This window comes from Bradyrhizobium daqingense, from assembly GCF_021044685.1.
In the GTDB taxonomy this organism is placed as follows: domain Bacteria; phylum Pseudomonadota; class Alphaproteobacteria; order Rhizobiales; family Xanthobacteraceae; genus Bradyrhizobium; species Bradyrhizobium daqingense.
Genome location: NZ_CP088014.1, coordinates 1,285,880 through 1,310,462, shown reverse-complemented (window position 1 = coordinate 1,310,462; position 24,583 = coordinate 1,285,880). Strand labels below are relative to the sequence as shown.

At 59.6% G+C, this 24,583-nt stretch carries 15 protein-coding genes; 8 read left to right on the top strand and 7 right to left on the bottom strand.

The annotated features are described in order from the left end of the window. The first annotated feature begins 301 nt into the window (after nt 1-301). A complete protein-coding gene (locus LPJ38_RS05990) occupies nt 302-1,648 on the top strand; it encodes an IS5-like element ISBj5_B family transposase (protein ID WP_011084757.1) in 1,347 nt (448 codons plus the stop codon). 724 nt (nt 1,649-2,372) lie between these two features. Here LPJ38_RS05990 and LPJ38_RS05985 read toward each other — a convergent pair. Continuing rightward, a complete protein-coding gene (locus tag LPJ38_RS05985; RefSeq protein WP_145642768.1) occupies nt 2,373-4,073 on the bottom strand; it encodes a hypothetical protein in 1,701 nt (566 codons plus the stop codon). A 204-nt stretch (nt 4,074-4,277) separates the two neighbouring features. After that, nucleotides 4,278-6,218, bottom strand: coding sequence for an acyltransferase family protein (locus LPJ38_RS05980; RefSeq protein ID WP_145642766.1), 1,941 nt, complete (start codon nt 6,216-6,218; stop codon nt 4,278-4,280). 560 nt (nt 6,219-6,778) lie between these two features. Here LPJ38_RS05980 and LPJ38_RS05975 point away from each other — a divergent pair. The 6 genes from LPJ38_RS05975 to LPJ38_RS05950 all read left to right on the top strand — a co-directional run bounded on the left by LPJ38_RS05975 (nt 6,779) and on the right by LPJ38_RS05950 (nt 13,997). Beyond that, nucleotides 6,779-8,434, top strand: a complete 1,656-nt coding sequence (locus LPJ38_RS05975) for a recombinase family protein (protein WP_145642764.1) — start codon at nt 6,779-6,781, stop codon at nt 8,432-8,434. A 390-nt stretch (nt 8,435-8,824) separates the two neighbouring features. Beyond that, nucleotides 8,825-9,304, top strand: a complete 480-nt coding sequence (locus LPJ38_RS05970; RefSeq protein ID WP_145642762.1) for a hypothetical protein — start codon at nt 8,825-8,827, stop codon at nt 9,302-9,304. Further along, nucleotides 9,304-10,026: an SOS response-associated peptidase gene (locus LPJ38_RS05965; protein WP_145642760.1), complete on the top strand. Its 723-nt coding sequence runs from the start codon at nt 9,304-9,306 to the stop codon at nt 10,024-10,026. The genes LPJ38_RS05970 and LPJ38_RS05965 overlap by 1 nt, the downstream gene beginning before the upstream one ends. A gap of 132 nt (nt 10,027-10,158) precedes the next feature. Further along, nucleotides 10,159-12,318 (top strand): exonuclease domain-containing protein, encoded by a 2,160-nt coding sequence (locus LPJ38_RS05960; RefSeq protein ID WP_145642758.1) that lies wholly within the window; start codon nt 10,159-10,161, stop codon nt 12,316-12,318. Between the two features lie 316 nt (nt 12,319-12,634). Next, nucleotides 12,635-12,886 carry a hypothetical protein gene (locus LPJ38_RS05955; protein WP_145642756.1) on the top strand — a complete coding sequence of 84 codons (252 nt, stop codon included), beginning with the start codon at nt 12,635-12,637 and terminating at the stop codon, nt 12,884-12,886. 163 nt (nt 12,887-13,049) lie between these two features. Continuing rightward, nucleotides 13,050-13,997: a S1/P1 nuclease gene (locus tag LPJ38_RS05950; protein ID WP_208750660.1), complete on the top strand. Its 948-nt coding sequence runs from the start codon at nt 13,050-13,052 to the stop codon at nt 13,995-13,997. A gap of 318 nt (nt 13,998-14,315) precedes the next feature. Here the strand turns inward: LPJ38_RS05950 and LPJ38_RS05945 are convergent, their stop codons facing one another. From LPJ38_RS05945 to LPJ38_RS05930, 4 genes are all read right to left on the bottom strand, one after another. After that, complete coding sequence (locus LPJ38_RS05945; RefSeq protein WP_145642754.1) at nt 14,316-17,486, bottom strand: efflux RND transporter permease subunit; 3,171 nt, start codon at nt 17,484-17,486, stop codon at nt 14,316-14,318. Between the two features lie 11 nt (nt 17,487-17,497). Then, nucleotides 17,498-18,658, bottom strand: coding sequence for an efflux RND transporter periplasmic adaptor subunit (locus LPJ38_RS05940; RefSeq protein WP_145642753.1), 1,161 nt, complete (start codon nt 18,656-18,658; stop codon nt 17,498-17,500). A 210-nt stretch (nt 18,659-18,868) separates the two neighbouring features. Further along, nucleotides 18,869-19,492, bottom strand: a complete 624-nt coding sequence (locus LPJ38_RS05935) for a VOC family protein (protein WP_404438191.1) — start codon at nt 19,490-19,492, stop codon at nt 18,869-18,871. 82 nt (nt 19,493-19,574) lie between these two features. After that, on the bottom strand, nt 19,575-20,624 hold the full coding sequence (locus LPJ38_RS05930) for an alpha/beta fold hydrolase (protein WP_145642749.1): 1,050 nt from the start codon (nt 20,622-20,624) through the stop codon (nt 19,575-19,577). Nucleotides 20,625-20,956: 332 nt separating this feature from the next. Here LPJ38_RS05930 and LPJ38_RS05925 point away from each other — a divergent pair, with 332 nt between their 5' ends. Beyond that, a complete protein-coding gene (locus LPJ38_RS05925) occupies nt 20,957-21,673 on the top strand; it encodes a hypothetical protein (protein ID WP_145642747.1) in 717 nt (238 codons plus the stop codon). Nucleotides 21,674-21,682: 9 nt separating this feature from the next. Here LPJ38_RS05925 and LPJ38_RS05920 read toward each other — a convergent pair whose 3' ends face one another. Further along, a complete protein-coding gene (locus LPJ38_RS05920; protein WP_145642745.1) occupies nt 21,683-24,577 on the bottom strand; it encodes an ATP-binding protein in 2,895 nt (964 codons plus the stop codon). Nucleotides 24,578-24,583: the final 6 nt, after the last annotated feature.

Here is a 24,583-nt window from a genome sequence, read left to right as displayed (position 1 = left end):
CAACCAAGCAAGCCAGCCAATTCACTGAGGCATTTTGACTCAAATAGAAAACCTCGGTCCAAAGCTCATTTGGTCTGCTTTGCGCGCAACAAACCGTGGGGGATGGTGGGCCTCATGCGTGAATGATAAGTCGTCGTCCGTGAAGAAGGACTAAGCCACTGATCGGGAATCTCGATTTGGGCTAAGGGGCATTTCCAGATTGCAAGGTTTTGATGCTTTGGGCGTCAGAACCTTGCGATTTGGTTTTCGTGGATTCCCTCGAAGCGGGAAGCATGATTCCTTGTCTGCATCGGAGGGAACGATGCGGCCGAAGAAGCACAAGACGACGGGATCGAACGATCTGTTCCGGGCTCGGCTCGACCAGATCATCAATATGAAGCACGAGCTGGTTCTGCTCGCCGGCAAGGTCGATTGGGACTGGATCGACGGCGAGATCGCGCCGCTCTACAGCGAGAACGGCAGGCCCGGGATCGAGACGCGCTTCATGATCGGTCTGCTGTTGCTCAAGCACATTTACGGGCTGTCCGATGAGGAGGTGTGCGAGCGCTGGGTCCATGACCCATACTTCCAGTTCTTCACCGGGGAAGAGTTCTTTCAGCACACGTTCCCGCACGAGCGCTCGGACCTGAGCCATTGGCGCAAGCGGCTTGGCGACAAGCTGGAGTTGCTGCTGGCCGAGAGCTTGCGGGTAGCGCACGAGGCCGGTGCATTACGCAGCCAGGACCTCAAGCGGGTTACGGTCGACACCACGGTGCAGCCGAAGGCCATCACCTTTCCGACCGATGCCAAGCTGCTGCATGCGGCCATCAAGGGGCTCAACCGCCTGGCGATCAGGCACGGCGTCAGGCTGCGGCAATCCTATGCTCGCATCGCCAAGGCCGCCGCGATGATGGCCGGCCGCTACGCCCATGCCAAACAGTTCAGGCGGCATCAGCGGCAGTTGCGTATCCTGCGTAGCCGGCTGGGCCGGATCATCCGCGACATCCGCCGCAAGATCGAAGGCCAGCCAGCACTGGAGCAGGCGTTCGCCCTCCCGCTCGGCCGGGCCACGCAGATCCGCTCGCAGCAGCAGCGCCAGCGCGGCTGGAAGCTCTATTCCTTCCATGCCCCGGAAGTGGAGTGCATCGGCAAGGGCAAGGCCAGCGCGCCTTACGAGTTCGGCGTGAAGGCCTCCATCGTCACCAACAACCGCCGGGCTCCCGGTGGCCTGTTCGTGCTGCACGCCAGCGCACTGCCCGACAACCCCTACGACGGTCACACCTTGCGGGACGTCATTGACCGCACCGAGACACTCACCGGCTGTCCGATCGAGCGGGCCTATGTCGACAAGGGATACCGCGGCCACGACGCACAAAATCCCCGTCGCGTCTTCATCTCCGGCCAGAAGCGCGGCGTTTTCGGTGTCATCAAGCGCGAGCTGCGCCGCCGCTCCGCCATCGAGCCCATCATCGGACACCTGAAGGCGGAAGGCCACCTCGGGCGCTGCTACCTCAAAGGCCGCGCCGGCGATGCCGCCAACGTCGTCCTCTCAGCCGTCGGACACAACTTCCGCCGCATCCTCGCCTGGCTGAGATATCTCTTGTGCCTGTTCCTGGCCCAGCTATGGCGCACGCTCGCCCGGCCAGCCTCGATCAATCCGGCTTCTTAACGGACGACTAAGTCGCCAGCACACGTCGCAAACGAATGCCGAATTCACGAACCGAGCGAGACGGAGACCGCCGCGCAACCAAGCCGTTTATCTTCTGAGAAATACCGTACTAGACCGATTTTGCGGGCTCGAAGATTCGGAGAAAATTCGGTTCTCTGGCTTCATTTACGCCCTTGTTGGATGACCGCTGGGAGTTCTCCGCCCGCGAAAAAGCAGGAAAACAGTCGAGTTTCTGGCCTGTCTGCAGCTCCAAGTACGAGATTGTTTTGCCGTATGGCGGAGGGAGAGGAACTGGGATCCAACCTTCTCCGCGTGTAGAACGGCTACATCTATAGGATCCAGCCGGTCGATGACGTCGCAAGCCCCCTGAACGGCTTCAAGCTTTCGGCCGTGATCAACAAACGCAACGCAACAAGTGGGTGCATCCGAAAGAATGGCGCTCAGTATTCCCGGGCGCGGGTACTCCTCTTCCCAGTGGGAGACTTTCTCCGACCGCTAGCGGCGTTGCGTCCTGCGCTGGCTCAGACAGGGGCGGCCCGTAGCGGCCCTTCAGCATGTCCGGCATTCTACACGGAAATACTTCGGTATCTTCAAATACATATCGAGTTGCCCACTGGCACTCTTTCGCGACTTGGTTGCTCATGCGAGATAGACCGAGCGAGACGCAAGCCAGACAAAGACCTCGCGCCCTGCGGAATCGTGGGTGCGGGACACGGCCACCGACTCATTCATTCGAAACTAAGAAGCCGACCGTGCAGGTGGGGTCAGAGGGTCCATAAAGCCCGACACTAATGCAATTGGGGATAGAGTTGAGGCTCTCAGCAAGAGGGGAAAAAGAGAATCTACTGCCGCCACCTTCAAGCTCCATGAGCCGGCCCTGCAGGGGCGACGGAGGCTCAGTATTGAGTTTGTAAAATCGAATAGCGACAGGATTTGGTGCGCCAAGAGCGGCGAGATACACTTTCAGAGCGAAGACCCCTTCGTAGGAACGGGCACCATAGGCTTCCACCACGATCGGTCGGTGTGCGTTTGCCTGTCCAGCGCGGACGACATCTTGCAAAGTGCTCCAGAAGCCGTTGGTTACCTTGATGTTGCGGTCGATCGCAGCGAGGAGCAGTGCCGGCGTCTGGATCGCAGATGTAGCCACCGCAAACCCAATAAATATTGCTGCTATCAACTGCGCGCGGTTGGTCACGGCTTTGGGATATCGAGATTGAACCCGGCGCGATACCTCACAACATAGGATACAGAAGGTGAGAGGTACCAGCAGCATCGCAGGGAAATCATACCGCATGTGGCGTGGGAAAACGCTTCTGTATAGGCCGCATTGCGCGGCATACATCGCGATGATGAAGACATAGCTTGCTATCGCCACTTGCGAGCCGGCTATCCACTCCCGGAAGCTTCGCCGAGATGTTAGCTGCAACAACTGCGCGAAAGCGATCGGCAAGAGCCACAACCACCAAGTGCGAACGAAGCCGTCAAGAATACCGATCGCCGCGAACTCTAGGATGAAGCTCAGCCCGACAGATTTTCCATAGTAGTCCGTTCCGGTGACTCTTGCGTTCGTCCATATCAATAATCCGAACATCGCCACGAAGAGGAGGCTGATGGCGATCAATCCGATCGCAAGCCAGGGTATGATGCGCTTCCTAGCTACGCCAAGGACGAGGACAAAGATCGTTCCGCCCAAGGCTAGCGGCAGAAACGTTTCTTTTAGTCCGGCGAGCACGACCGCCGAGATTGCAAGTAGAACGGCGCCAATGTTGCGCGCTAGCCGGCTCTCTGAGAACATCACGGCGTCAGCGCATAAGATCATGGCCCCTGTCATGGCCGAGCCTTCGATCTCAGAGGGGCCGAGCCGCGACCAGATGCCCGCCCATAACGGTAGCAGGGCGATCATGGCTGTTAGGGCACCGCCTAGCCAGCCTCCGACGAAGCGTGCAGCTACCCACCAGATTGAGAATAGGAAGAGAGCAAAACAGATCGTGTTGCGAAGATACCAAAGCCTGACATCGGACCCGAATAGCGACGTCTGTATAGCCTTCAGCAAATAGTACGCAGGACGATTCCGTGGAAGTATCTGCTGGGGGTCGAACAGCGCTGTCCAGACATGACCGATAGGGCTGCCCTGCGAGATCAATTGCTCGAACGTCTCGTGGTCGTCGATCAGACCCCACTTCGCGGCGAATATCTGCCTTCCGGTAAGAAGGAATGAAAAAATCACCGATATCACCGCGATAAGCATGAGATTAGTCACGCGGCTTTGTGGGAATAGAAGCCGCTCGATCCATGCTCTTACCGGCGTATGAAATGGCTCAGCCGGCGCCCGTGCAATCTGATCCAACGCGAAAATCCGCCCCATCCACTCTACACCGGGTTGAGACGTTTCAAAAAACCCGCGCAGATAGGCGATTGCTGCCACATCTGATTAGCAACAACAAGAAACAAAATGCACGCATGCCTAGAAACTTTAGGCTAACTCGCGGACGCCTGTCTCGCAGGCTCTCTCAGAACTGGCCGCTCTGAGCAGCATCAAGCCGGCTTTCTCCCGATTGGTGAAAATGACCAACACGGCGTGGGCTCGGGCCGAGGAGGCAGTGTCCGACTATGCGTCGGACCGAGCCCGTCACCTCAGCAAGGGGTCAAGGAAATGAATATTCCGCCTCACAAAATCGGGACGCAAATGCATGCGGTCGGAAAACTTTGGCTCCCCCTCTCCAAAGAAGGGCGAGCAACCGTCGCCGAGACCGCAGATGTCACGGATCGGATCAAGGAGCGCCGCGCCGGTACGATCGCTCACGGCCCGTAGCCTCCCGTCGGCGACGTCGAGAGTCGAACGCAGCTCGGTCAGCGGGACAGGCTTATCAACATCGGCTCCAATTCGAAAACCCGTGAGGCTTCTAGTGATCATCGCGCCGGGATCAAAGCGAGGGTGGACGGTCATGCCGAGCACTAGATTGACTTTAGCTCCAAGGCCTTGGAGCTGCCGAATGTAATCTTCGAGGTTCGCATAGAACGCGTCGGCACCTTCCTTTGTGCCGAGCGAGATACGCTGTCCATTTCGGACGATTGCCATATCGTCGACGCCGTAGCCAGACCAGGCAGCGCCCAAGACCACCGTTTGAATCTTTTCTTGCCTCACGAGATCGAGCAACTGCTCCGGCAACCGCCGGCACCGAGCTTGTTTGTCTTGCTGGATGACCTCGGGTACAGGCGGGCATCGGGGACCGACCACGAAATACGTACTTGCGGTCAGCACGCCGTCGTCAGCTAATTGCTGCACGCGGGCACCAAAGTGGAACAGCAAACTGTCGCCGCTCAAGGCCACCTTCCGCTCACCGCGCCCGATATGGGTCACCAAAGTCCAATCCCGATCCAGCACCTTCATTCCGGCGGTCGGTTTGAAATCGCTGTCAAGCTTCGCCTTGCTAATCTTTCGTGCATCGACGCCGGGAAGGTGGGCGAACCGTTCAGGAAAACCGGCCTTGGCCCACACTATCAACCCGCAGGCGCCCGCCGCGGCCATCGAAGCGGCGACGATCTGCGTTCGGCGCTGGCGATCCGTCCCGAAGCGAATAGGGTACTCAACGAAACGGTACGTGGCCCAAGCTAGTATAAAGGCAACCGCCAGTAGCAGCGTCGCGAGTAGCGGAGTTGGCGGCTTACCCAGACGGATGATGTATGAATAGGAGAGCAATGGCCAGTGCCAGATATAGAGCGGATAACTTATGAGGCCGATAGAAATGGCGATTCGGTTGGAGAAGACCACGCGGTTCACCATCGCTTCGGGACCTGCCGAGATGATTGCGACAGTACCTGCGACAGGGAGCAACGCGAGCCAACCGGGAAACTGCATTGCCGGGCTGAACAGCAGCGCCGACACCAACAACGCGGCAAGCCCAGCGAACGAAATCCACGATCTTGTGTCAGGACGAAAGTTAATCTGATGCCAAGCCAAAGCCGCTCCTGCCGCCAATTCCCAGAAACGAGAGATCGGCAAGTAAAAGGCGGCGGAGATATTCGTAGCAGAGAGGAAGACGTTCGCCGCGAATGAGGCCAGGAGCAAAGCTCCGAGCAAGGCGGCGGTTTTTGCTTTCGCCTTGAAGGCGAACCAGAGGAGCACTGGCCAAAAAATGTAGAATTGCTCTTCGATGCCCAGGGACCAAAGATGCAAAAGCGGCTTCTGGGTTGCGGCCGTATCGAAATAGCCGCTCTCACTCCACAGCACGATGTTTGACAAAAAACCTGCGCCGAAGAAGACATGCTCGCCCAGCTGCGCGAGTTCGTCCGGTGTCAAAACAACAAGCCCATAAGTCAGCACCGCGGCAAGGCATACTGCGAGCGCCGGGAATATCCGTCGTATGCGCCTCCCGTAGAAAGCGCTGAATGAAAAACGATGCTCGCCTATCTCCCTGAACAGAATAGAAGAAATGAGAAAGCCCGAAATAACGAAGAAAACATCCACACCCACGAATCCGCCGCGGACCACGCTGGGGAACGCGTGATAAAGAATCACCGATAAGACGGCAAATGCGCGAAGGCCGTCAATGTCTGGCCGATATTTCATGGTGCGGAGAGAGAGAGAGAGAGAGGCTACAGGGACGGCCTCAACTCAACCTGTAGAGTTTGCTTACGTCAAGACGTGAGGGATCATCGTTAGCTGTCCAATGTTTCGTAGGCTTCCTCAAATCCAGGAATGTCCGGCCCTCTGCAATCCTGTAGCCTGTGGACCAGAGAGGGCGGTGGCGCCGAAAGTCCCAGTCGAACTTTTGATATGCCGAAGTTTCCATTTGGGTCGTCAGGCCAAACAGCGATCCATAAGGCGCTGGTACTTCAAGAATGATCAGCGCCATGGCGAACGCAATCGGAGCATTTTTCGGCTTGTGGATCGGGAGCTTATAGACACTTCAGGAAGAACTACGGCACGATGCACGGTGTATTTTCTGTTCAGCGGTCCATGACCGCCGCGCGCGGCCGCCCCGTTGTTGGCTCCATTGTTTACTGGTCGCTGCCGCGTGGGTGCACCTAGTTGTTTGCTTCCCGTTCGCGATCACTCAAGAACACTCTTGAACTAGCATCGTTACCAGCGTCTGATGCCTGATCGGTCATGCCGTCCCAGGAATGTCGATGGGCACCGAGCTCGTTGTTCGCAAATCATCTTTACCAGCGGCTCGAAGGATGTCTCGAGCTGCCCAATACGTTCGCATGTCCACTGAACGGCAACAATACTCAATTCAAAACCAAGCTGCGGCAATCGCAGCCTATGCCCACGCTCACAATCTGACGATCGTTCGAACATATCGAGACGAGGGAGAGAGTGGTCTTCTTATCAAGAATCGGGCTGGCCTCATTCAACTCCTCGACGACGTAAAGGCCGGCAATGCCGACTTTGGCCACGTGCTCGTCTATGATGTGAGCCGCTGGGGCCGTTTCCAGGATGCCGACGAAAGCGCGCATTACGAATTCGTCTGCAAGCAAGGTGGCATCAGGGTGACGTACTGTGCCGAGCAGTTTGACAACGACGGCAGTATGCTTGCCAGCATCGTCAAGAACATAAAACGCGTCATGGCCGCCGAGTACAGTCGAGAGCTATCTACGAAGGTCTACGCCGGCCAATGCCGCTTTGCTCGCCTCGGCTACAAGCCCTGTGGCAAGGTTGGTTATGGCTTAGTCCGAGAGCTCGTCGACGAGAAGGAAAATTCAAAGGGGATCCTGAAGAAGGGAGACCGCAAATATCTCAGCTCCGATCATGTCCGGGTGCGCCCTGGCGATCCGAAAGAAGTGGCTGTCGTCAGGTGGATATTCAGGCGTTTTCTGGAGGTAAAGAGCGAAACAGTTGTCGCGTGGGAGCTCAACAAGAAGGAAGCGCCAAGCCAATCCGGAAAGCAATGGACGCGGGTAATGGTCGGCGCGATCCTGCGAGACGAGACCTACATCGGGAACCTGATTTTCAACCGGCGTTCATACAAGCTGCGGCAAACCCACACGTACAATCCTCCCGAACAATGGATCAGGGCCGAGGGATGTCTTGAATCGATAGTCGACCGCGAAGTCTTCACGAGGGTCGCCAAGTTCATCAGTGAGCGCCGCGTTGATTTGACGGAGGAGGAGATGCTCGTTCGCCTCCAAAAAGTGTTGCTCAAAGAGGGAAAGCTGAGCATTGGCATCATAGATCGGACACCTGGCCTGCCAAGTGTGGCTACGTGTCAAACGCACTTCGGCAGCATGCGCAACCTTTACAGGCTCGTCGGCTACACCCCGAAGCGAAATTATGAGTTCTTGGATTCGCGTCCGCTTTGGTCAGAGCAAAAAACCGAGCTTGCTTCTCGCATCGCAGCCGCCATTCGCAGGTCTGGCGGGCGGACGAGCAGCGGCGGTTGGACGGATTCACTGCTGGTGAACGGCAACATCTGCGTTTCCGTCAGGGCGGCGCGATGGACTCCTAGAAAAGATCCTTCTCACTCTCCACATTGGACCATCCAGTGCGATGCGCATGTGCCTGCTGGATGGATCGCCGCGATCAGACTGTCTGAGCACAACAAGGATGTGCTCGACTACGTCTTGCTGGCGACCGACGGCAGCGTTAAGCGAACCATTCGCTTTTCTGAGAAAGCCCGGGAGAAGCGCGACATCAGCTGCTTCAAAACAGCCGATGGGCTGGTTCGAGCGATTACTCGGCGATTAGCCAAGCGAAACCGTGCTTCCCAAGCCATGCCGTCAGGGCCGAGCAGGCGATCGAAAACAATCCAGCCCAAAAGAAGGAGCGGCCTCGAACGGCGCTGATCGATCGGAGATACAGGAAAGCGCCCAGCAGCCTGCCGTAGTTCCTCCTGAAGTCTCCATTAAGCTTCGCAATCTTTGACAGCTCACCCGCATCTTCCGTTCGATCCGTCATTGGCACTGGTCCTCGTGGTTTGAGCCAGCGTCTTATGAACCACTGTTTTGCCCGACGGAGCAAGCAAAATTTCGGTAAAACAAAATTTTTTCGACTTAGTTTCCATTGACCTATCTGTTGTGATCTAGCTTAGACGGGGCCCAACCCCCAGCGGCTAGCCCTAAGGCCAGAGCTACCTCTAAGCTGCCGCGATGATCATGGAAGCGAATCGCCAAACCGGGGAATTCTCGCGTATGCGGGACGGGACAACCCACGGGGTGAAGAGTTAGAAGCGTCCAATGTCCGCAGCCCGCATTATCAGGCCGCCGTCAATGTCCGGCGGCGATCGCAAGCACTTCGCTCGCGAGATCCACAAGGCGGAGGTCAGCTTTGCCAACCTTTTGGAGCAAGCGGCTGCGGCTCACGCGGTCGCGGACGCCGCCCGCGCCAAGGCCTATGCCCTCGACTGCGCAGCGTGGAACACGGCCCTGTTCATCGGCGAACTCGATCACGCTTCCCCTACGATTGCCGCAGCGATCGCCGGCGGATTTTCTCTCCTCGAGGTACGCTGCGAACACTGCAAGCACACCGAGATGATCGACCTCGCACTAGTCGTGCAGCCGCGCGATCGGCAGGTCGCATTGATGCGGAACTTTCTCTATTGCAGCCCCTGCCAGCGCACCCTCGGCAGGAAGCGCCGCCCCAACCTTGTCTGCCTACGACCGACCGACGGTTTAAAACCCGTCGGCCCCTCGCGCCGCGCAAAGAGAGCTTCCTGATGTGCAATCTCTACAGCATCACCACGAGTCAGGCGGCGATTAGCGAGCTGTTCCGGATGGTCAATCGCTACGTCGGTAATCTTGCGCCGATGCCCGGCGTTTTCCCGGACTACGAAGCTCCCATTGTCCGCACTGGCGCCGGCGGTCGAGAGCTCGCTACCGCGCGCTGGGGCATGCCTTCGTCGTCGAAAGCCCTAATGGACGCTACCAAGAAGCGCGCCGAGAAGCTGCAAGCCAAGGGCAAAACGGTCGACTTCAAGGAGCTGCTCCGGATGGAGCCGGATTCTGGAACGACCAACATCCGCAATGTGACGTCAAAGCATTGGACGCGGTGGCTCGGTCCGGAGCACCGATGCGTGGTCCCGTTCAATAGCTTTAGCGAGTTCAACAAGGCTGAAGGTGGGGACATCTGGTTTGCGCTAAATGAGAGTCGGCCCCTTGTGTGCTTTGCTGGGCTTTGGACCAACTGGACGTCGGTCCGGAAGGTCAAGGAAGGTGAGACCACCAACGATTTGTTTGCGTTCCTAACGACGGAAGCCAACGCCGAAGTAGGTGCCATCCATCCGAAAGCGATGCCCGTGATTCTCACCGCACCAGAAGAGGTCGAAACCTGGATGACGGCACCTACCGCAGAGGCGCTGAAGTTACAGCGCCCACTTCCGGACGGAGCGCTGCGGATCGTCGCGCGCGGTGTGAAGGAAGATCCTGCGCCGATGGCGTGAACCTTCAGCGACCAGGCCGAGCGAGCGACCATGGGGCAAAGGGGGATCTTGCATCGCTTGTCCATCGGTCCGCTTGACATCGATGCGACGTTCGAACAAAACTAGAACAGAATCCACGCCGCGAAGGTCCGCTTGGCTAAACTGCCGCAATTGCCTGTCTACTATTATCTCGACCACTTCGCCGAAATGCTCGGTTTCGTGCAGCGGATGTACAAGCCCGTTCTCGGCCCCGATCATCACACGTTCATAGCGTGTTTCGAGCACCTCTCGAGAGATGCCCGATGTCTGTTGGTCCGGATGATCAACCGGCGTGGTGCAATATTCAATTGCTCCCTATTCAACTACCCTGAGATCGATGACGTCGAGCGAGCAATATTCGATCTGACAGCGGCCGGTCACGCCCGCGCGCTCTGTGAGGCCGACTATGCGGCCTTCGTATCCTGCCTGCCGAAGGACGTCCTCATCACCGGAGCGCAAGGTGCCGGTCGAGGAGACCTCCGCAAGTCATGGTCGAAGCCGAAGTTCATCGACTATTATCTAGAGAGCATCCCCTTTTCGATTGCCGCGCAGCACTGTGGCGCCCGTAATTTCATCGCGTTGGATGGGACGCGGCCGATCGAGTTCCTGCTCTACCTGTATTTCGGTAAGACCGAGGTCAACCTCAAGAATTTCGCGCTGCGCGACTTGGGAATCCTCCGTACAAACCGCGAGACCTCGTTCAGCGCACGCTTTACCGATGCCGAGGAAGCGCTTGCCTCGTTCCACTACAGCCAAGTTCTCGACAGCTTGGAAGAGGGATCAGAACTCGCCCATAGGCGGGCTGCCATCGACGTGCTCTCCGGGCCCGCCTGCACGACCCAGTACGCCGGCGATCTACGCAATCGAGCTGCGTATCAGACGGGACTTTTCTTTGAAAAGGCGGGCGAGAGCGATCTTGCCCGTCAGCTCTACCGGGCGGGGTCATCGCCCGACTGCAACGAGCGCCTGGCTCGCCTACTTTACAATACCGGGGATCGGATCGAAGCCGAGGAACTGCTGCAGCGGATGATCGATGATCCCGCCAGCGATGGAGAGCATCTATTCGCCACGGACTTCTACGCCCGCAAGTTCGGCGGGCGGCGAACAGGCCTCTATACCGAATTGCTGCGGTCCGGCCGCACGATCACCGTCGACGACACCCATCGCGGCAATCCTGAAGCCGGCGTCGCCGGCGTTCTGCGGCGCGAGGGCACCCAGGTTTTCTTCGCTGAGAATGTGCTGTGGCACACTCTGTTCGGCCTGCTTTTTTGGGACGAGCTCTTCGAGAACACCCGGATGCCTAGCGGGTTCGATTGGCTACCCCACTGCCTCAAGGATCGCAGTTTCCATCGACTTTTCGCCGCGACAATCGATGGGAAGCTGGCGTCCATCGCGTCCGGAACTTGCCTTCCGCTAATTCTCCGCACCGTCGCTGCCAAGTGGGGGCGTCCGAACGGAATCTTCAGCTGGGATCATGTGCAAGTTGAGGCGCTCCGCGCGCTGCTCGAAGGATCCAATCCGGCCGGCATGGCCAGCATCATCGGCAGCATGTGCGACGATTTCCGGGGGATGCGGGACGGGTTCCCCGACCTGATGTTGGTGCAGGGTGGGAAAGTATCGTTCATGGAGGTTAAGGCCGAGGGTGATGTGATCCGTCGTAATCAGCTGACCCGCCTCCGCCAGCTAGATTCGGCCGGTATCATGGCTGAGATCGGTCGGGTGGATTATCGTTTCGACCCCGAGCAGGATTACGTGGTGGTCGACATCGAGACGACCGGTTCCTGGTCGAATGGCGATCGCATCACCGAGATCGGTGCGGTGAAGGTACGCAATCACAGCGTCGTCGACGAATGGCATTCTCTCATCAATCCGCAGCGCTCCATACCGGCAAAGATCGTTCAGCTGACCGGCATCACGAACGAAATGGTTCGCGAGGCGCCTTTGTTCTCGGAAGTTGCGGATGCATTCATGGAGTTCATGGCAGACGGCATTTTCGTCGCTCACAACGTTAGCTTCGACTACGGTTTCATAGCCTACGAGTTCGAGCGGATTGGCCGGCGGTTCAGATTCCCGAAGCTCTGCACGTGCGCCGGAATGCGGCGGCGCTATCCGGGCCACAAGTCCTACGGACTTGGGAAACTTTGCGAGACCTACGGCATAGAACTCAAGAACCACCATCGAGCTCTATGCGATGCGCGAGCTTCGGCGCACCTGCTGAACTTAATAAACGAAAAGCGCGTTGGTGAAGCGCTGCCGAGTGCGGCCGCTGCTTAGGATCTTCAAGACCCCCTAAGAACTCTGGTGCTCAGCAGCTTTTCAGTTTCGGCGCCACGGCGGCGCTGTCCACGACCTCACCGTCCCGGCGAAGCGGCACGTAGGCCGCCTTTCGCCCTTCGGCATCTGTTACTTCAATGACTTGAGGCATCGTGTCGGGATATTCGCCGACATGCTCTCTCGTGTCGACATGGTTCCTTCAAAGCTCATGTCACTGCCGTTAATGCCGGGATCTTGAGGCCGTCGCTCTGGCGGCATTGGGGGCAGGTCCGGCTCTACTGAATTCCTAAGGCGGAGAACCCCAGCGGGGGATACCTTGATCGAGATGGCGGCGGAGATCGGCGACGGCCTCGCCGCGCCGCTTAAGTTCCTCGACGGCAACGACAACCTGATCTCGATCGAGAACGTCCAGAAGTGCGTTGATCGTGCTCACGCAGTCACGCTCTCCTGGTTCTACATAGTCCGCCAGAATGGTTTGGGCTCGCGCGACTGCTTCCAGTACCTGCTGCTCGGCGGTCATCGTCAACTACTCCACGCTACTCAATTCGCCGATTTAATTAGAACCTGAGCGCCTTGTTCCTAGCAAGCGGCGCGGGGAACAATGGTGATAGACGACAGCGGGCCCCCGAAGGGCCTTCATATTGATTGTGGGGTGTTTCATAAAAAGTGCGATTGTTCGCGAGTAAGTTGAACCCGCGGCCTTCCCGAAACTCCGCCAGCGAGGATCGAACATGCGCGCTAACCTGCCGAAAGTGGCTTTGGCTCTTGTGATGACATGCTGTGCTACGAGCGCATTTGCCTGGTGGGACGGCGGCCATATGCAGATTGCTTATGTGGCTTACAAGAAATTGGACGCGCCGGTGAAAGAAAAAGTCGATGCCCTCCTAAAATTGAACAAGGACTACGCCAAGTGGACCGCTAGCGCTCCCGACGAGCGTACCGCGAAACGCAACGCCTTTGTGCATGCGGCCACTTGGGCGGATGATATCAAGACGAAAGAATACAATTACACACGAGACAAGGTCGACGGCCCGGCCGCAGGGCAGAATATCGGCTACAGCGACCGCAATCAGCATGCGTATTGGCACTACAAGGACATAAACTACTCGCCGGATGGAACGCCGCTTCCAGCGCCTGACGCCATCGACCTCGTTACCCAGCTCAAGTTGATGATCGCTGCACTACCGCCAAGCTCCGGCGCGACAGACGACGTTCGCTCTTATGACTTGGTCTGGATCCTCCACCTCGTCGGGGACGCCCATCAACCACTCCATGGAATCGCGCGCTATACACGGCAGATCCCCAACGGTGATGCCGGCGGCAACACCGAACAGGTGATCCCCGCGAACGGAGACGTAATGGCGCTGCACGCATACTGGGATAGCCTGTTCTGCGGATATATCTCGGTAGCCGGAGCAGTGTTCGATGCGGACGAACGAGATGGCCTCGCAGGGGCCGCCGTGAGTGAAGCCATGGCGCAAATTTCAGACCCTCAGGCATGGATCGAAGAAAGCGCAGAATTGGCTAAGCAGTATGCCTACGCTGCTCCAGTAAGCCTGGGCGCCAATCCCGTACTACTCACCCGAGATTATGAAACCAACGCTCGCAACATTGCACGCAGCCAGGCGGCGCTCGCGGCCGCTCGATTGGCTCGTCTCTTGAACGATGCGCTGAAGTAATTGTGTTACTCGTGGGAATTGCTGCTTGAATTTCAGCGGATCACCGAATTCGCGCAATGCGACCTGAGCCTCGGACCTCATTGAATCGATTTGGCCGCATTCGCGTATGCGTTGTTATGGAAGAAGTCGGTCGTTGGCCGATACGTCTCCAGGGCTCGAACAGCTTCCCGTCTATGGCTCTAAACCGGGCGAACCAACTCAAGATAGCGGCAGAAAGCTTTGGCCAATTGCATCTGGCGAGGCGTTCGGCACTCAACCTCGAACAGCCGCGGACAAGCACCAAAATACAGATACACTTCGCCCGCGAAGTGGCCACGTTTATTCGGGTTTAACGACAACTTGCCCCAGCGACCGTTCGGTCTTCGCGCGCGCGGTCGACCACGCGCGCAACGCCACATAGAAGACTGGCGTGAGGAAGAGACCGAACACTGTAACGCCCAGCATGCCAGCCAGAACCGTGACACCGATCGCCTCCCGGACCTCGCTTCCGGCGCCGTGACCCAGCAGCAGTGGCACGCAACCTGCGATAAAGGCAACCGACGTCATCACGATTGGACGTAGCCGCAAGTGGCAGGCTTCGAGCGCAGCTTCGATGATGCCCTTGCCCTGGAGCTCCAGTTCGCGAGCGAACTCGACGATGAGGATGGCATTCTTGCAAGCCAACCCCATGAGCACGACCAGTCCCACCTGCACGAAGATGTTGTTGTCGCCCCCCGTGAGCCAGACGCCAAACATTGCCGAGAAAATACACATCGGCACGATGAGAATGACCGCCAAGGGCAGCGTCCAGCTTTCATAAAGCGAGGCGAGGACCAGGAAGACGAGGATTACGGCAAGGAGAAAGACAATGGGCGCCGCGCTGCTCTGGCTCACCTGCTGGTAGCTGAGATCCGTCCACTCCAGCTCGATGCCACGAGGCAAGACCCGCCTTGCGATCTCCGTTATCTTGGCAATGACCTCTGCCGACGAAAGCACTCTGGGATCGGAATCACCGATGACGTCTGCCGCCGGGAAGCCGTTGTAGCGGACCACCGGATCGGGGCCGTACGTTGGCACAACGGTCACCATCGAACTGATCGGCACCATCTCGCCGCGCGCGTTGCGCGTGCGCAGGTTGCCGATGTCGTCCGCTTGCTGGCGAAACGATGCGTCGGCCTGGGCCATGACCCTGTAGACCCGGCCGAACTTGTTGAAGTCGTTGATGTAGCTAGAGCCAAGATACACCTGCAACGTTTCGAACAGGTCGGATAACGCCACTCCTTGGGCCTTGGCTTTCACTCGGTCGACCTTGACCTCGAGTTGAGGAATGTTGGCTTGATAGGAGCTGACGGGATGGGTCATGCCCGGGGTGCGCGCGATCTCGGCCATGAACACGTTGAGGGCGTCTTGCAGGGCGCCATGGCCAAGGCCCCCTCGATCCTTGAGGTACAGGGAATAGCCCGATCCGTTGCCGAGCCCCTGGATGGGCGGCGGGAGCAGCGCGTACGAGAACCCGCCCTTGATGCCTGCGAACTTGGCGTTGAGCTCGGCGGTAATCTCCGCCGCGCTGCGCTTGCGTTCGCCGTACGGCTTCAGCAGGATATAGGCGGTCGTGATGTTCGGCGTATTCACGAACTGCAACGCATTGAAGCCAGCATAGGCGTTGACGAAGTCCACACCCTCGACGGTCCGGGCGATTTCGTCCATCTTTCGCGTAACCGCCTCCGTTCGGGCAAGAGACGCCCCCTCGGGCAGCTTTGCACCCGAGAACAGGTAGAGCTTGTCCTGGGCAGGTATAAAGCCGCCCGGCACCGACTGGAACAGCACGGCCGTGATCGCCAAGAGACCTGCATAGACTGCGAGCGCAACACCACGCCGGCCGAGTGACTTGCGCACCAGCCCTTGATAACCTCCAGCACTTATTTGAAAGAGGCGATTGAACGGGCGGAACAGCCAGCCGAATGCCGCCTCGATAACCCGCGCCAGCCGGTCCTTTGGAGCCCCATGCCGCTGCAGCAGCTTCGCCGCCAGGGCCGGCGACAGGGTCAGCGAGTTGACCGCAGAGATCACCGTAGAGATTGCAATCGTTACTGCGAACTGCTTGTAGAATTGACCGGTGACGCCCGAGAGGAACGCCATCGGCACGAACGCAGCGCAGAGCACCAGCGCAATGGCGATGATGGGACCTGAGACCTCACGCATGGCCTGGTGGGCGGCTTCATGCGGGCTAAGCCCCCGCGCGATATGGTGTTCGACGTTCTCGACCACGACGATTGCATCGTCAACGACAATGCCGATGGCCAGCACTAGACCGAACAAGGTCAGGGTGTTGATGGAGAATCCGAGCAGATACAGGAAGGCAAAGGTGCCGACAACGGACACCGGCACGGCAATCAGCGGTATAACCGACGCTCGCCAGGTCTGCAGGAAGAGGATGACAACGAGAATGACGAGGAATACCGCCTCCAGAAGCGTGTTCAGCACCGCACGAATTGACTCGCGCACGAAGACGGTCGGATCCCAGACCACCTTGTAGGTGATGCCCGGAGGGAAGCTTTCCGACAGCTTGCTCAACCTGCCGTAAACCGCATCGGCTACGCCGAGCGCGTTGGCGCCGGGCGACAGAAAGACGCCGGCGGTTGCTGCGGTCTTGTTGCCCTCAAAAACCCGCATCGTGTAGTCACCGGCTCCAAGTTCGAGCCGGGCGACGTCAGCAAGACGAACCACCTGGCCGTCTTCGCCGCTCTTGAGCACGATAGCGCCGAACTCTTCCTCAGTGGCAAGGCGGCCACGAACGTTTATAGAGACCAGGAAGTCCGTCGTCTTGGGAGATGGTTCGGCACCCAGCTGTCCAGCGGACACCTGCACATTCTGCTCGCGTATCGCCTTGAGCACGTCCGAGGCAGTCAGATTGCGTGACGACAGCTTGTTCGGATCGAGCCAGATGCGCATGGCATAGTCACCGGCGCCGTACAGCCCGACATGGCCTATGCCGTTCAGGCGCGATAGCTCGTCCTTGACGTTCAGGGTCAGGTAATTTCGCAGATAAAGTGTGTCATAACGGCCGTCGGACGAATACAGGCTCACGTACAGCAGCGGCGTGGGAGACTGCTTTTGCGTCGTCACACCATACTGACGCACTTGGTCCGGCAGCCGGCTGAGCGCTTGGCTCACCCGGTTTTGCACGCGAACGGCAGCGGTGTCGGGATCGACGCTGGGCAGGAACGTCACGACGATCTGCAGGCTGCCGTCGGAACCAGCGACCGACTTCATGTACATGATGCCTTCGACGCCGTTGATCGCTTCTTCGAGCGGCGTCGCAACGGACTCCGCCGTCTCCTTGGGATTGGCGCCCGGATAGGTTGCACGCACCACCACGCTGGGCGGAACGACTTCAGGATACTCACCGACTGGCAGCAGAGGAATCGAGATGACGCCTGCCAGGAAAATGACAATCGACAGGACAATTGCGAAGATCGGGCGTTCAATAAAGAACTTCGAGATGTTCATCGTCGCCTCCTTCAGTTTGCTGCGGCCAGCATTGGGACTTCGGCTGGCTTTACCGGAGTGCCGGAACTGTAGATTCTCTGCAATCCGCCGATGATGACCTTGTCGCCTGCCATCAAGCCCGACTCGATCAAGCGGAGCCCATCGCTCTTGCGGCCGGGTTGAACATCCCTTCGTTGTGCCGTGTTGTCCGAAGCAAGGACATAAACATACTTGCGATCCTGATCAGTGAGCACGGCCTTGTCGTCGATTAGGACTGCGTCACTTTCGTAACCTGAGGACACTTTCACGCGCGCGTACAAGCCGGGCGTGAATATGCGATCGGGGTTGCGCAGCTTCGCCCTCATGCGAATGCTTCCGGTCGCGGAATCGACTTGGTTGTCCTGAAAATCGACCATTCCGACGTGCGCAAATCCTTCATCGCCCGCCAGCGCCACACGTACGGCAAGCATATTGGCAGGGCTCCGGCGCAATTCCGCGCTGTAGCGAAGATAGCTCTGCTCGTCCGGATCGAAATCGACGTAGACCGGATCCTGTGAGACCATTGAGGTCAGCAAGCTCTGATCCGCTACTGCAAGATTGCCGACGGTCAGCATCGCGCGGCCGGCCCGACCGTCGATCGGCGCGCGTACCTGCGTGAAGTTGAGATTGAGCTCCGCAAGCTCGACTGCGGCTTCTGCATTGAGCACGTCAGCCTCACTCTGCGCGTAGGCTGCGTGGCGAGCGTCGGCCTCGTCCTGGGACACTGCACTCGACGGCAGGAGCCTCCGCGCACGTTCGTCGCGGCTCTTTGCCAGCAGCGCCGTTGCTCTGGCGCGCTGAAGCTGAGCCGTGGCGCTGTTCAGCGCCGCTTCGTACGGTCGCGGGTCGATGGTGAAGAGAACGTCGCCGCGGCGGACTTCATCTCCCTCCTTATAGGCGACATGCGTCACATATCCGCTGACTCGGGACCGAATCTCGACCGATCCGACAGCGCTGATGCGTCCGTTGAACTCGTCCCAGCGCTGCACGCGCTTGAGCAGCACCGTAGCAACGTCGACCTGAGCAGGAGGACTAAGGCTCATAGCCGCTGCCTCTCCATTGCCGGTCAGTTCTCCGGTTGCCGCTAGAAGCCCCAGCGGTGCACCAACCGTTGTGAGGATTGCTGCCGCTATCAGTAGTGTTCTGGTCTTCATCGGTGAATCCTCCTGGTTATCGCGCTTGTCACGGTCCTCGTGTGGGCAATTCGGCGTAGCTGGGATATCGCCATCACGACACGAATGCTCGTTAAGCGTCGTGAGAAGTTGTTGGGCGCTGTTGGCCGCTACTGGACGCTGAAAACTGTGTCCGCTTCTGGTTGCTGAAGGTGCGGTCGCCGGCCACCGGCGGTCCGCAACTGATGATGGCTACTTCGGCAGCGGCTTGCCCGCCTGCTCGTTGACGATGTACTCCGCGTACCAATCCGGCCAGTTCACGTCGTGCTCGCCGATCAGCTTCTCATGCTCGCCGTGGGCTGCTGCCGCCCGGCGAAGCGTCGCCGCGAGGTCGGATATCGACGCGAAAGTCGTGTCACCCTCGACCCGGCCGGGGAGACGGTTGGTGACTTCCTGCAGAACCCAGCCATTGCCATCCGGATCGCTGAATGACGCGAACGATTGATAGGTGCGGCGCTGCGGATCCGGGCCACTGATCCGGACGCTCCCGAACAGGTAGGGCTCATCGGTACCGGTGTGGACGTTGTCGCCGCCGTGGAAGACCTCGCTGACCTTAACTCCGCGCGCAAGCAGCTCCTTCCGGGCAGCCTCGATGTCAGACACGATCAGGTACAGGCCTTGGCTGGAACCCGGCTTCGCCGGCGTGACGTTCTTGCCGAAGATCACCGAGGCACCGGAGCCGGGCGGGGTGAACTGGATCACGTGGAAGTCGCTGCCGTTGGTGAACTCGGCGTCCAAACGCCAGCCAAGGCGGGCGTAGAATCCCTTGGCGCGCGCGACGTCCGAGACCGGGATAACGGCGAGTTCGAACTTCATGTCCGTCAAACGGACCTTGGCGGGATCAACTGCTACTGTCATGGTTCTCTCCTGGTGTGTCTGGTGAATACGGACGCCGCGATCACACCTGCGCGGCGACGTCGAGAATGGCCTGTGCGAAAGCGTTCGGCGCTTCCTGGGGAAGATTGTGGCCGATGCCGCCCGTGATGTGCCGGTGCTCGTACTTGCCGGTGAACTTCTTCGCGTAGACAGCGGGATCGGGATGCGGCGCGCCATTGGCGTCGCCCTCCATGGTGATGGTCGGCACTCCGATGGTCGGCGCCAGCGCGAGCTGCGCCTCGAGTTCGTCATAAGCCTCTTCGCCGTCGACCAATCCAAGCCGCCAGCGATAGTTGTGGATCACAATCGCGACGTGATCGGGATTGTCGAAGGCTTTCGCGCTTCGCTCGAAGGTGGCGTCGTCGAAATTCCATTTCGGCGATGCGAGCTTCCAAATCAGCTTCGCGAACTCAAGGCGATGCTTGTCGTAGCCGATGCGGCCGCGCTCGGTGGCGAAATAGAACTGATACCACCATTCCAACTCGGCTTTCGGCGGCAGCGGCAGTTTGCCGGCCTGCTGGTTGCCGATCAGATAGCCGCTGACGGACACCATCGCGCTAACACGCTCCGGCCAGAGCACAGCCATGATGTTGGCGGTGCGCGCGCCCCAGTCGAAGCCGGCCACGACTGCCTTCTCGATTTTCAGCGCATCCATCAGCGCAAGCATGTCCGCTGCGATTGCCGAAGGCTGGGCGTTGCGTACGCTCGCAGCGGAAAGAAAGCGGGTCGTTCCATAGCCGCGCAGATACGGTACGATGACGCGATACCCCTGGGTGGTCAGGAGCGGCACGACGTCGGCGAAGCTGTCGATGCCGTAAGGCCAACCGTGCAGCAGCAGGACCGCTGGCGCGCTTGCGGGTCCGCTCTCTGCGTATCCGACGTTCAGAAGGCCGGCATTGATCTGCTTCAGATTTCCCTGAGAGGCACTTATCGCCGGCGCAGGCATCGTCGCATCCGCAAGTGCGGCAAGGCTAAGATGCGCGGCCGCAGGACCGTTCAATCCAATGCCGGTCACGAGCGCAGCAGCGGCTCCGATGAACCCGCGGCGAGTTTGGTTGGCATCCTTGTGCATGGTGTTGCTCCCGTTGAGGCGTCGTCTCTCGAACGGCTCGGCCTCGTGGAAGCGATATGCATCGGATCGGGTTTGTTGGCTCGTTAAGCGTTGTTAGACGTTGTCTGCGGGGCTTCGCCGCAACGGACACTGCACGCCGGTCCAAGCACCCCGGGGGTTCGCCCGGCGGCCCGCACGCTCCGGTGTGCGCACCCAGTCAAGGCTGTGAAACGGAAGACTTTTTCGTCTCTTCCGCCTCCCGAACAGCGATTAACAACATCTAACGGGCCATCCGGCGGCATCTGCGCGATGGTCTGCGGACCACCCAGCAACGACGAAAGGAGCAATCCGAAATGATTCCGCTGCTCGCCGATGCGATCGAGGCCCATGGGGGCTTGGACCGCTGGAATTCTCACCAGACGCTCACCGCTACCATCGTCAGCGGGGGTGATCTTTGGGCCGTCAAGGGCGTCCCGCAGGATCCGGTCGCGCGGACGATGCAGGTCGAGCTGCATCGGCAATGGGCCTCCGTTGCGCCATTCGGAAAAGACCGGCATACCGAGTTCACATCCGATCGCATTGCCATTCTTGCAGCCGACGGCAGCGTGGTCGCCGAGCGGTCCAATCCCCGTGCCTCGTTTGCGCGGCACGACCTCCGGACGAGTTGGGATCCGCTGCACCGCGCATATTTCAATGGATATGCGCTCTGGACTTACCTCACCACACCGTTTCTGCTCGCCATGGATGGATTCAGTGTCGAGGAAATCGAGCCCTGGCGAGAGGGAGCGGAGACTTGGCGCGGCTTGAGGGCCACTTTTCCCGCGGCGATCGCCAGCCACAGCTCGGAGCAAGACTTCTATTTCGGCGAGGACATGATCATCCGCCGGCACGATTACCAGGTCGATATCGCCGGCAGCTTCCCGGCGGCGCAGTACGTATCCCACCACGTTAATGTGGACGGCATCTCGATTCCGGCCCAGCGCAGAGCTTATCTGCGCGCCGATGACCTGAAGCCGATGCTCGATACGCTGATGGTGTCGATCGATCTCTCCGACTTCCGCTTCGGCTGACGCTAGCGGCTACTTCGTGGCCTCGTCCAGCAGTTGGCGTGCAGCCTTCAGATCGGCCGTCTCGAACCCTTCCGTGAAGCGGGCGTAGGTCTCGGCCAGTCCGTCCAGCGGCTTCGCCCTGCGTTGCTTGCGTCGAAAGCGGGCCAGCGATATCTCCGTTCGCAGCCGCCACGATAGCGCGCCCTGCTCCTCGGCCAGCGCGATCGAGGCCATGAAGCTTGCTTCTGCCGCCTTCGCGTCACCGCCGCGCGCCTCCAGTTCACCGCGCAGGCGCAGAAGCTCCGGCGCGTCGAAAGCGTCGCCGGCCGGCTCGATGCGGGCGATCGCCTCGTGCAGGACGCGCAGCCCCTCCGCCAGGTGGCCCAGCTCTGCCAACCCCTGTGAAAGCTCGGAGATGAAGGCAGATGCATACAGTTCGTACCGATCCGCATGCAAACGCACCAGCACGTTCTGCAGCAATTCGATTCCTGCTTTGCGCTCACCGCGCGCAATCATCGCCTGGGCGCGGAAACCGGCGGATACGGCCTGATAAGGCGCCAGTGCGTGGCTCGCGGCATGAGTCGAAATACGCCCGGCCATCTGTTCGACTGAGGACCAATCCCCGATCCAACCATAGAGTGATGCAGACCAGCACAGAGCGATGCAATGCATCACCGCGTCCTGTGGTGCCGCCTTGATGATAGAGTGAACGCATTCGACGGCCCGATCGGGAAACCCAAGCAGCCATAACACGCGCGCGAGCGGCACCTGTGGCATTCTCGCGTAGGCAAAATGACCGGGTTGGGCACCGCGAAGCGCAGCTGCATCCAAGAGCCCTTCGTCGAGATGCAGTTGCGCAGTTCGCTGATCGCCGATCAGGTGATAGGAAACGCCGACCAGTGCTTTGGCCCCGACAAGACCGGCCTTGTCACCGATCTCGCGCGCAACACGTTCCGCCTCAAAAGCGGTGGGAAGCAGTTCGCAAAAATTGCCAGTGCGCCGATAGAACATATTCAAGCGCGCCAGCAGACGAAATTTGTTGGGACGGTCGCCCAGCGCCTCTGCAATTTCGAGGCCGCGGCGTAGCGCCAGTTCAGCCTGATCGCTGTTGCGCTCGGTAAACATGAAGGCGTGTCCGAGGGTTGCCTGAAGCTCCAGTTCCCACGCACTGCCGCGGGTCGACTCATCGAGCATCGAAAGCGCGCGGCTTGACCATAGGCGCCCTTCGTCCAGCAGGTTGAGCTCGACGAACAACCTGGCGCAGGCACCGGCCAGCGGGACGCGCAGTCCAGCACCGTCATCATTGGCGAACGCCCATTTCAGCGCCGCACGCGCGTCGGAAAACAGCACCGTCCGAGCGCGCGAACGCGATGCCTGGTCGCCCTGGCCTGCATCTGCGGCCGTCGTTTCCAGCGCGTGCTGGACGTAGCGGGCGTGCCGGCCGGCGATACTCGTCGCTTCACCGTTGTCGGCGAGCTTCTGCGTCGCATAAGCCCTGGTAGTGTCAAGAAGCCGATAGCGCGTCACGGCGCCGTCAGGACGCACCGAAATCAGCGACTTGGCAACGAGCTGCTCCAACGACTCCACAATGCGCTCGGCCGGATCGCCCGCCTCGCCCGCGACCATGGTCGCGCCTTGCAACGTGAAGGGAGCGGCGAAGATAGCAAGGCGACGCAGGACGATCCGCTCGCTCTCGCTGATCAGACCATAGCTCCAGTCGAGCGTGGCGCCGAGTGTTTGATGGCGCGGAGGCGCCGTCCGTCGGCCGCGCCACTCCAGCTTCAACCGGCCGTCGAGCAGGGTCACCAACTCGCGCAATCCATGCGTGCCGACCCGCACGGCGGCGAGTTCGATCGCCAGCGCTATGCCATCGAGCTTGCTGCATATTTCGGCGAGAACTTCAGCGTCTTCGTCAACAATTTCCGCGCGATGGCCCGCCGCGGCAGCCCGCTCCATGAACAAGCGCGCAGCCGGATAAGCCAGCATCTCGCTTGCGTTCAGCCCCGCACCCTGCGGGGGCCCCTCGAGCGGACCGAGCTCGAAAATCTGCTCGCCTTCCACAAGCAGCGACTCGCGGCTGGTAACGAGGATGCTGACCCCGGGCGCCTGCTGGTGGATACGCTCTGCCACCCCGGCAATGGCCTCGACGACATGCTCGCAACTGTCGAGCACCAGCAGTTGGCGGCGGTTGCGCAAGTAGCTGACGATGCTGTCCGTCGGGTCAGAATGCTGCACCACGAGTCCAAGAGCCCATGCGATCGTGCCGGCGACAAGCCCGGCATCCTTCACCATGCTGAAGTCGAGAAAGCGAACTTGGCCGTCGAATTGCGCCGAGAGCTCGTGGGCCAGCGCGATCGCAACGGTGGTCTTTCCGATTCCACCAGGGCCCCTGAGCGTGATGAAGCGTTCGGTCAGTAAACGCTCCGCCACTTCCCGCACAACATCGTCCCGTCCGACCATCCGCTCTAGGCGGTGAGGCAGGATTGGCGCAAGCGTTGTCTCCGGGGCGCTCAGCGCCTGCGCAGCAAGCGAAACCGCCGGGGGCGCGTCTGCGATGCGATGCACCGGTGCGACGAAGCAATAACCACGGCTCGGTATATTCGTGATATAGCGCGCGCCCTCCTTGCCGTCACCGAGCGCCTTGCGAAGCTCGGCGATATGCACTCGCAAACTGATCTCTTCGACGGCAAGGCCCGGCCACGCGTGGGCCAACAGCTCGTTCTTCGATACGACGTCGCCAGCGCGGCTGACCAACAGCCGCAGGATATCCAGTGCCCGACTGCCCAGCTTGACTGGCTGCCCATCCCTTTCAAGCAGCCGGGTCTTGTCGTGAAGGGAGAACGGTCCGAAAGAGACCGTGTCTGCCTGCTGCGGTGCCCACAAGGGACTTGCGCCAGAACCGCTCGTTGTTTCAAGCCCGGTCACATGCGC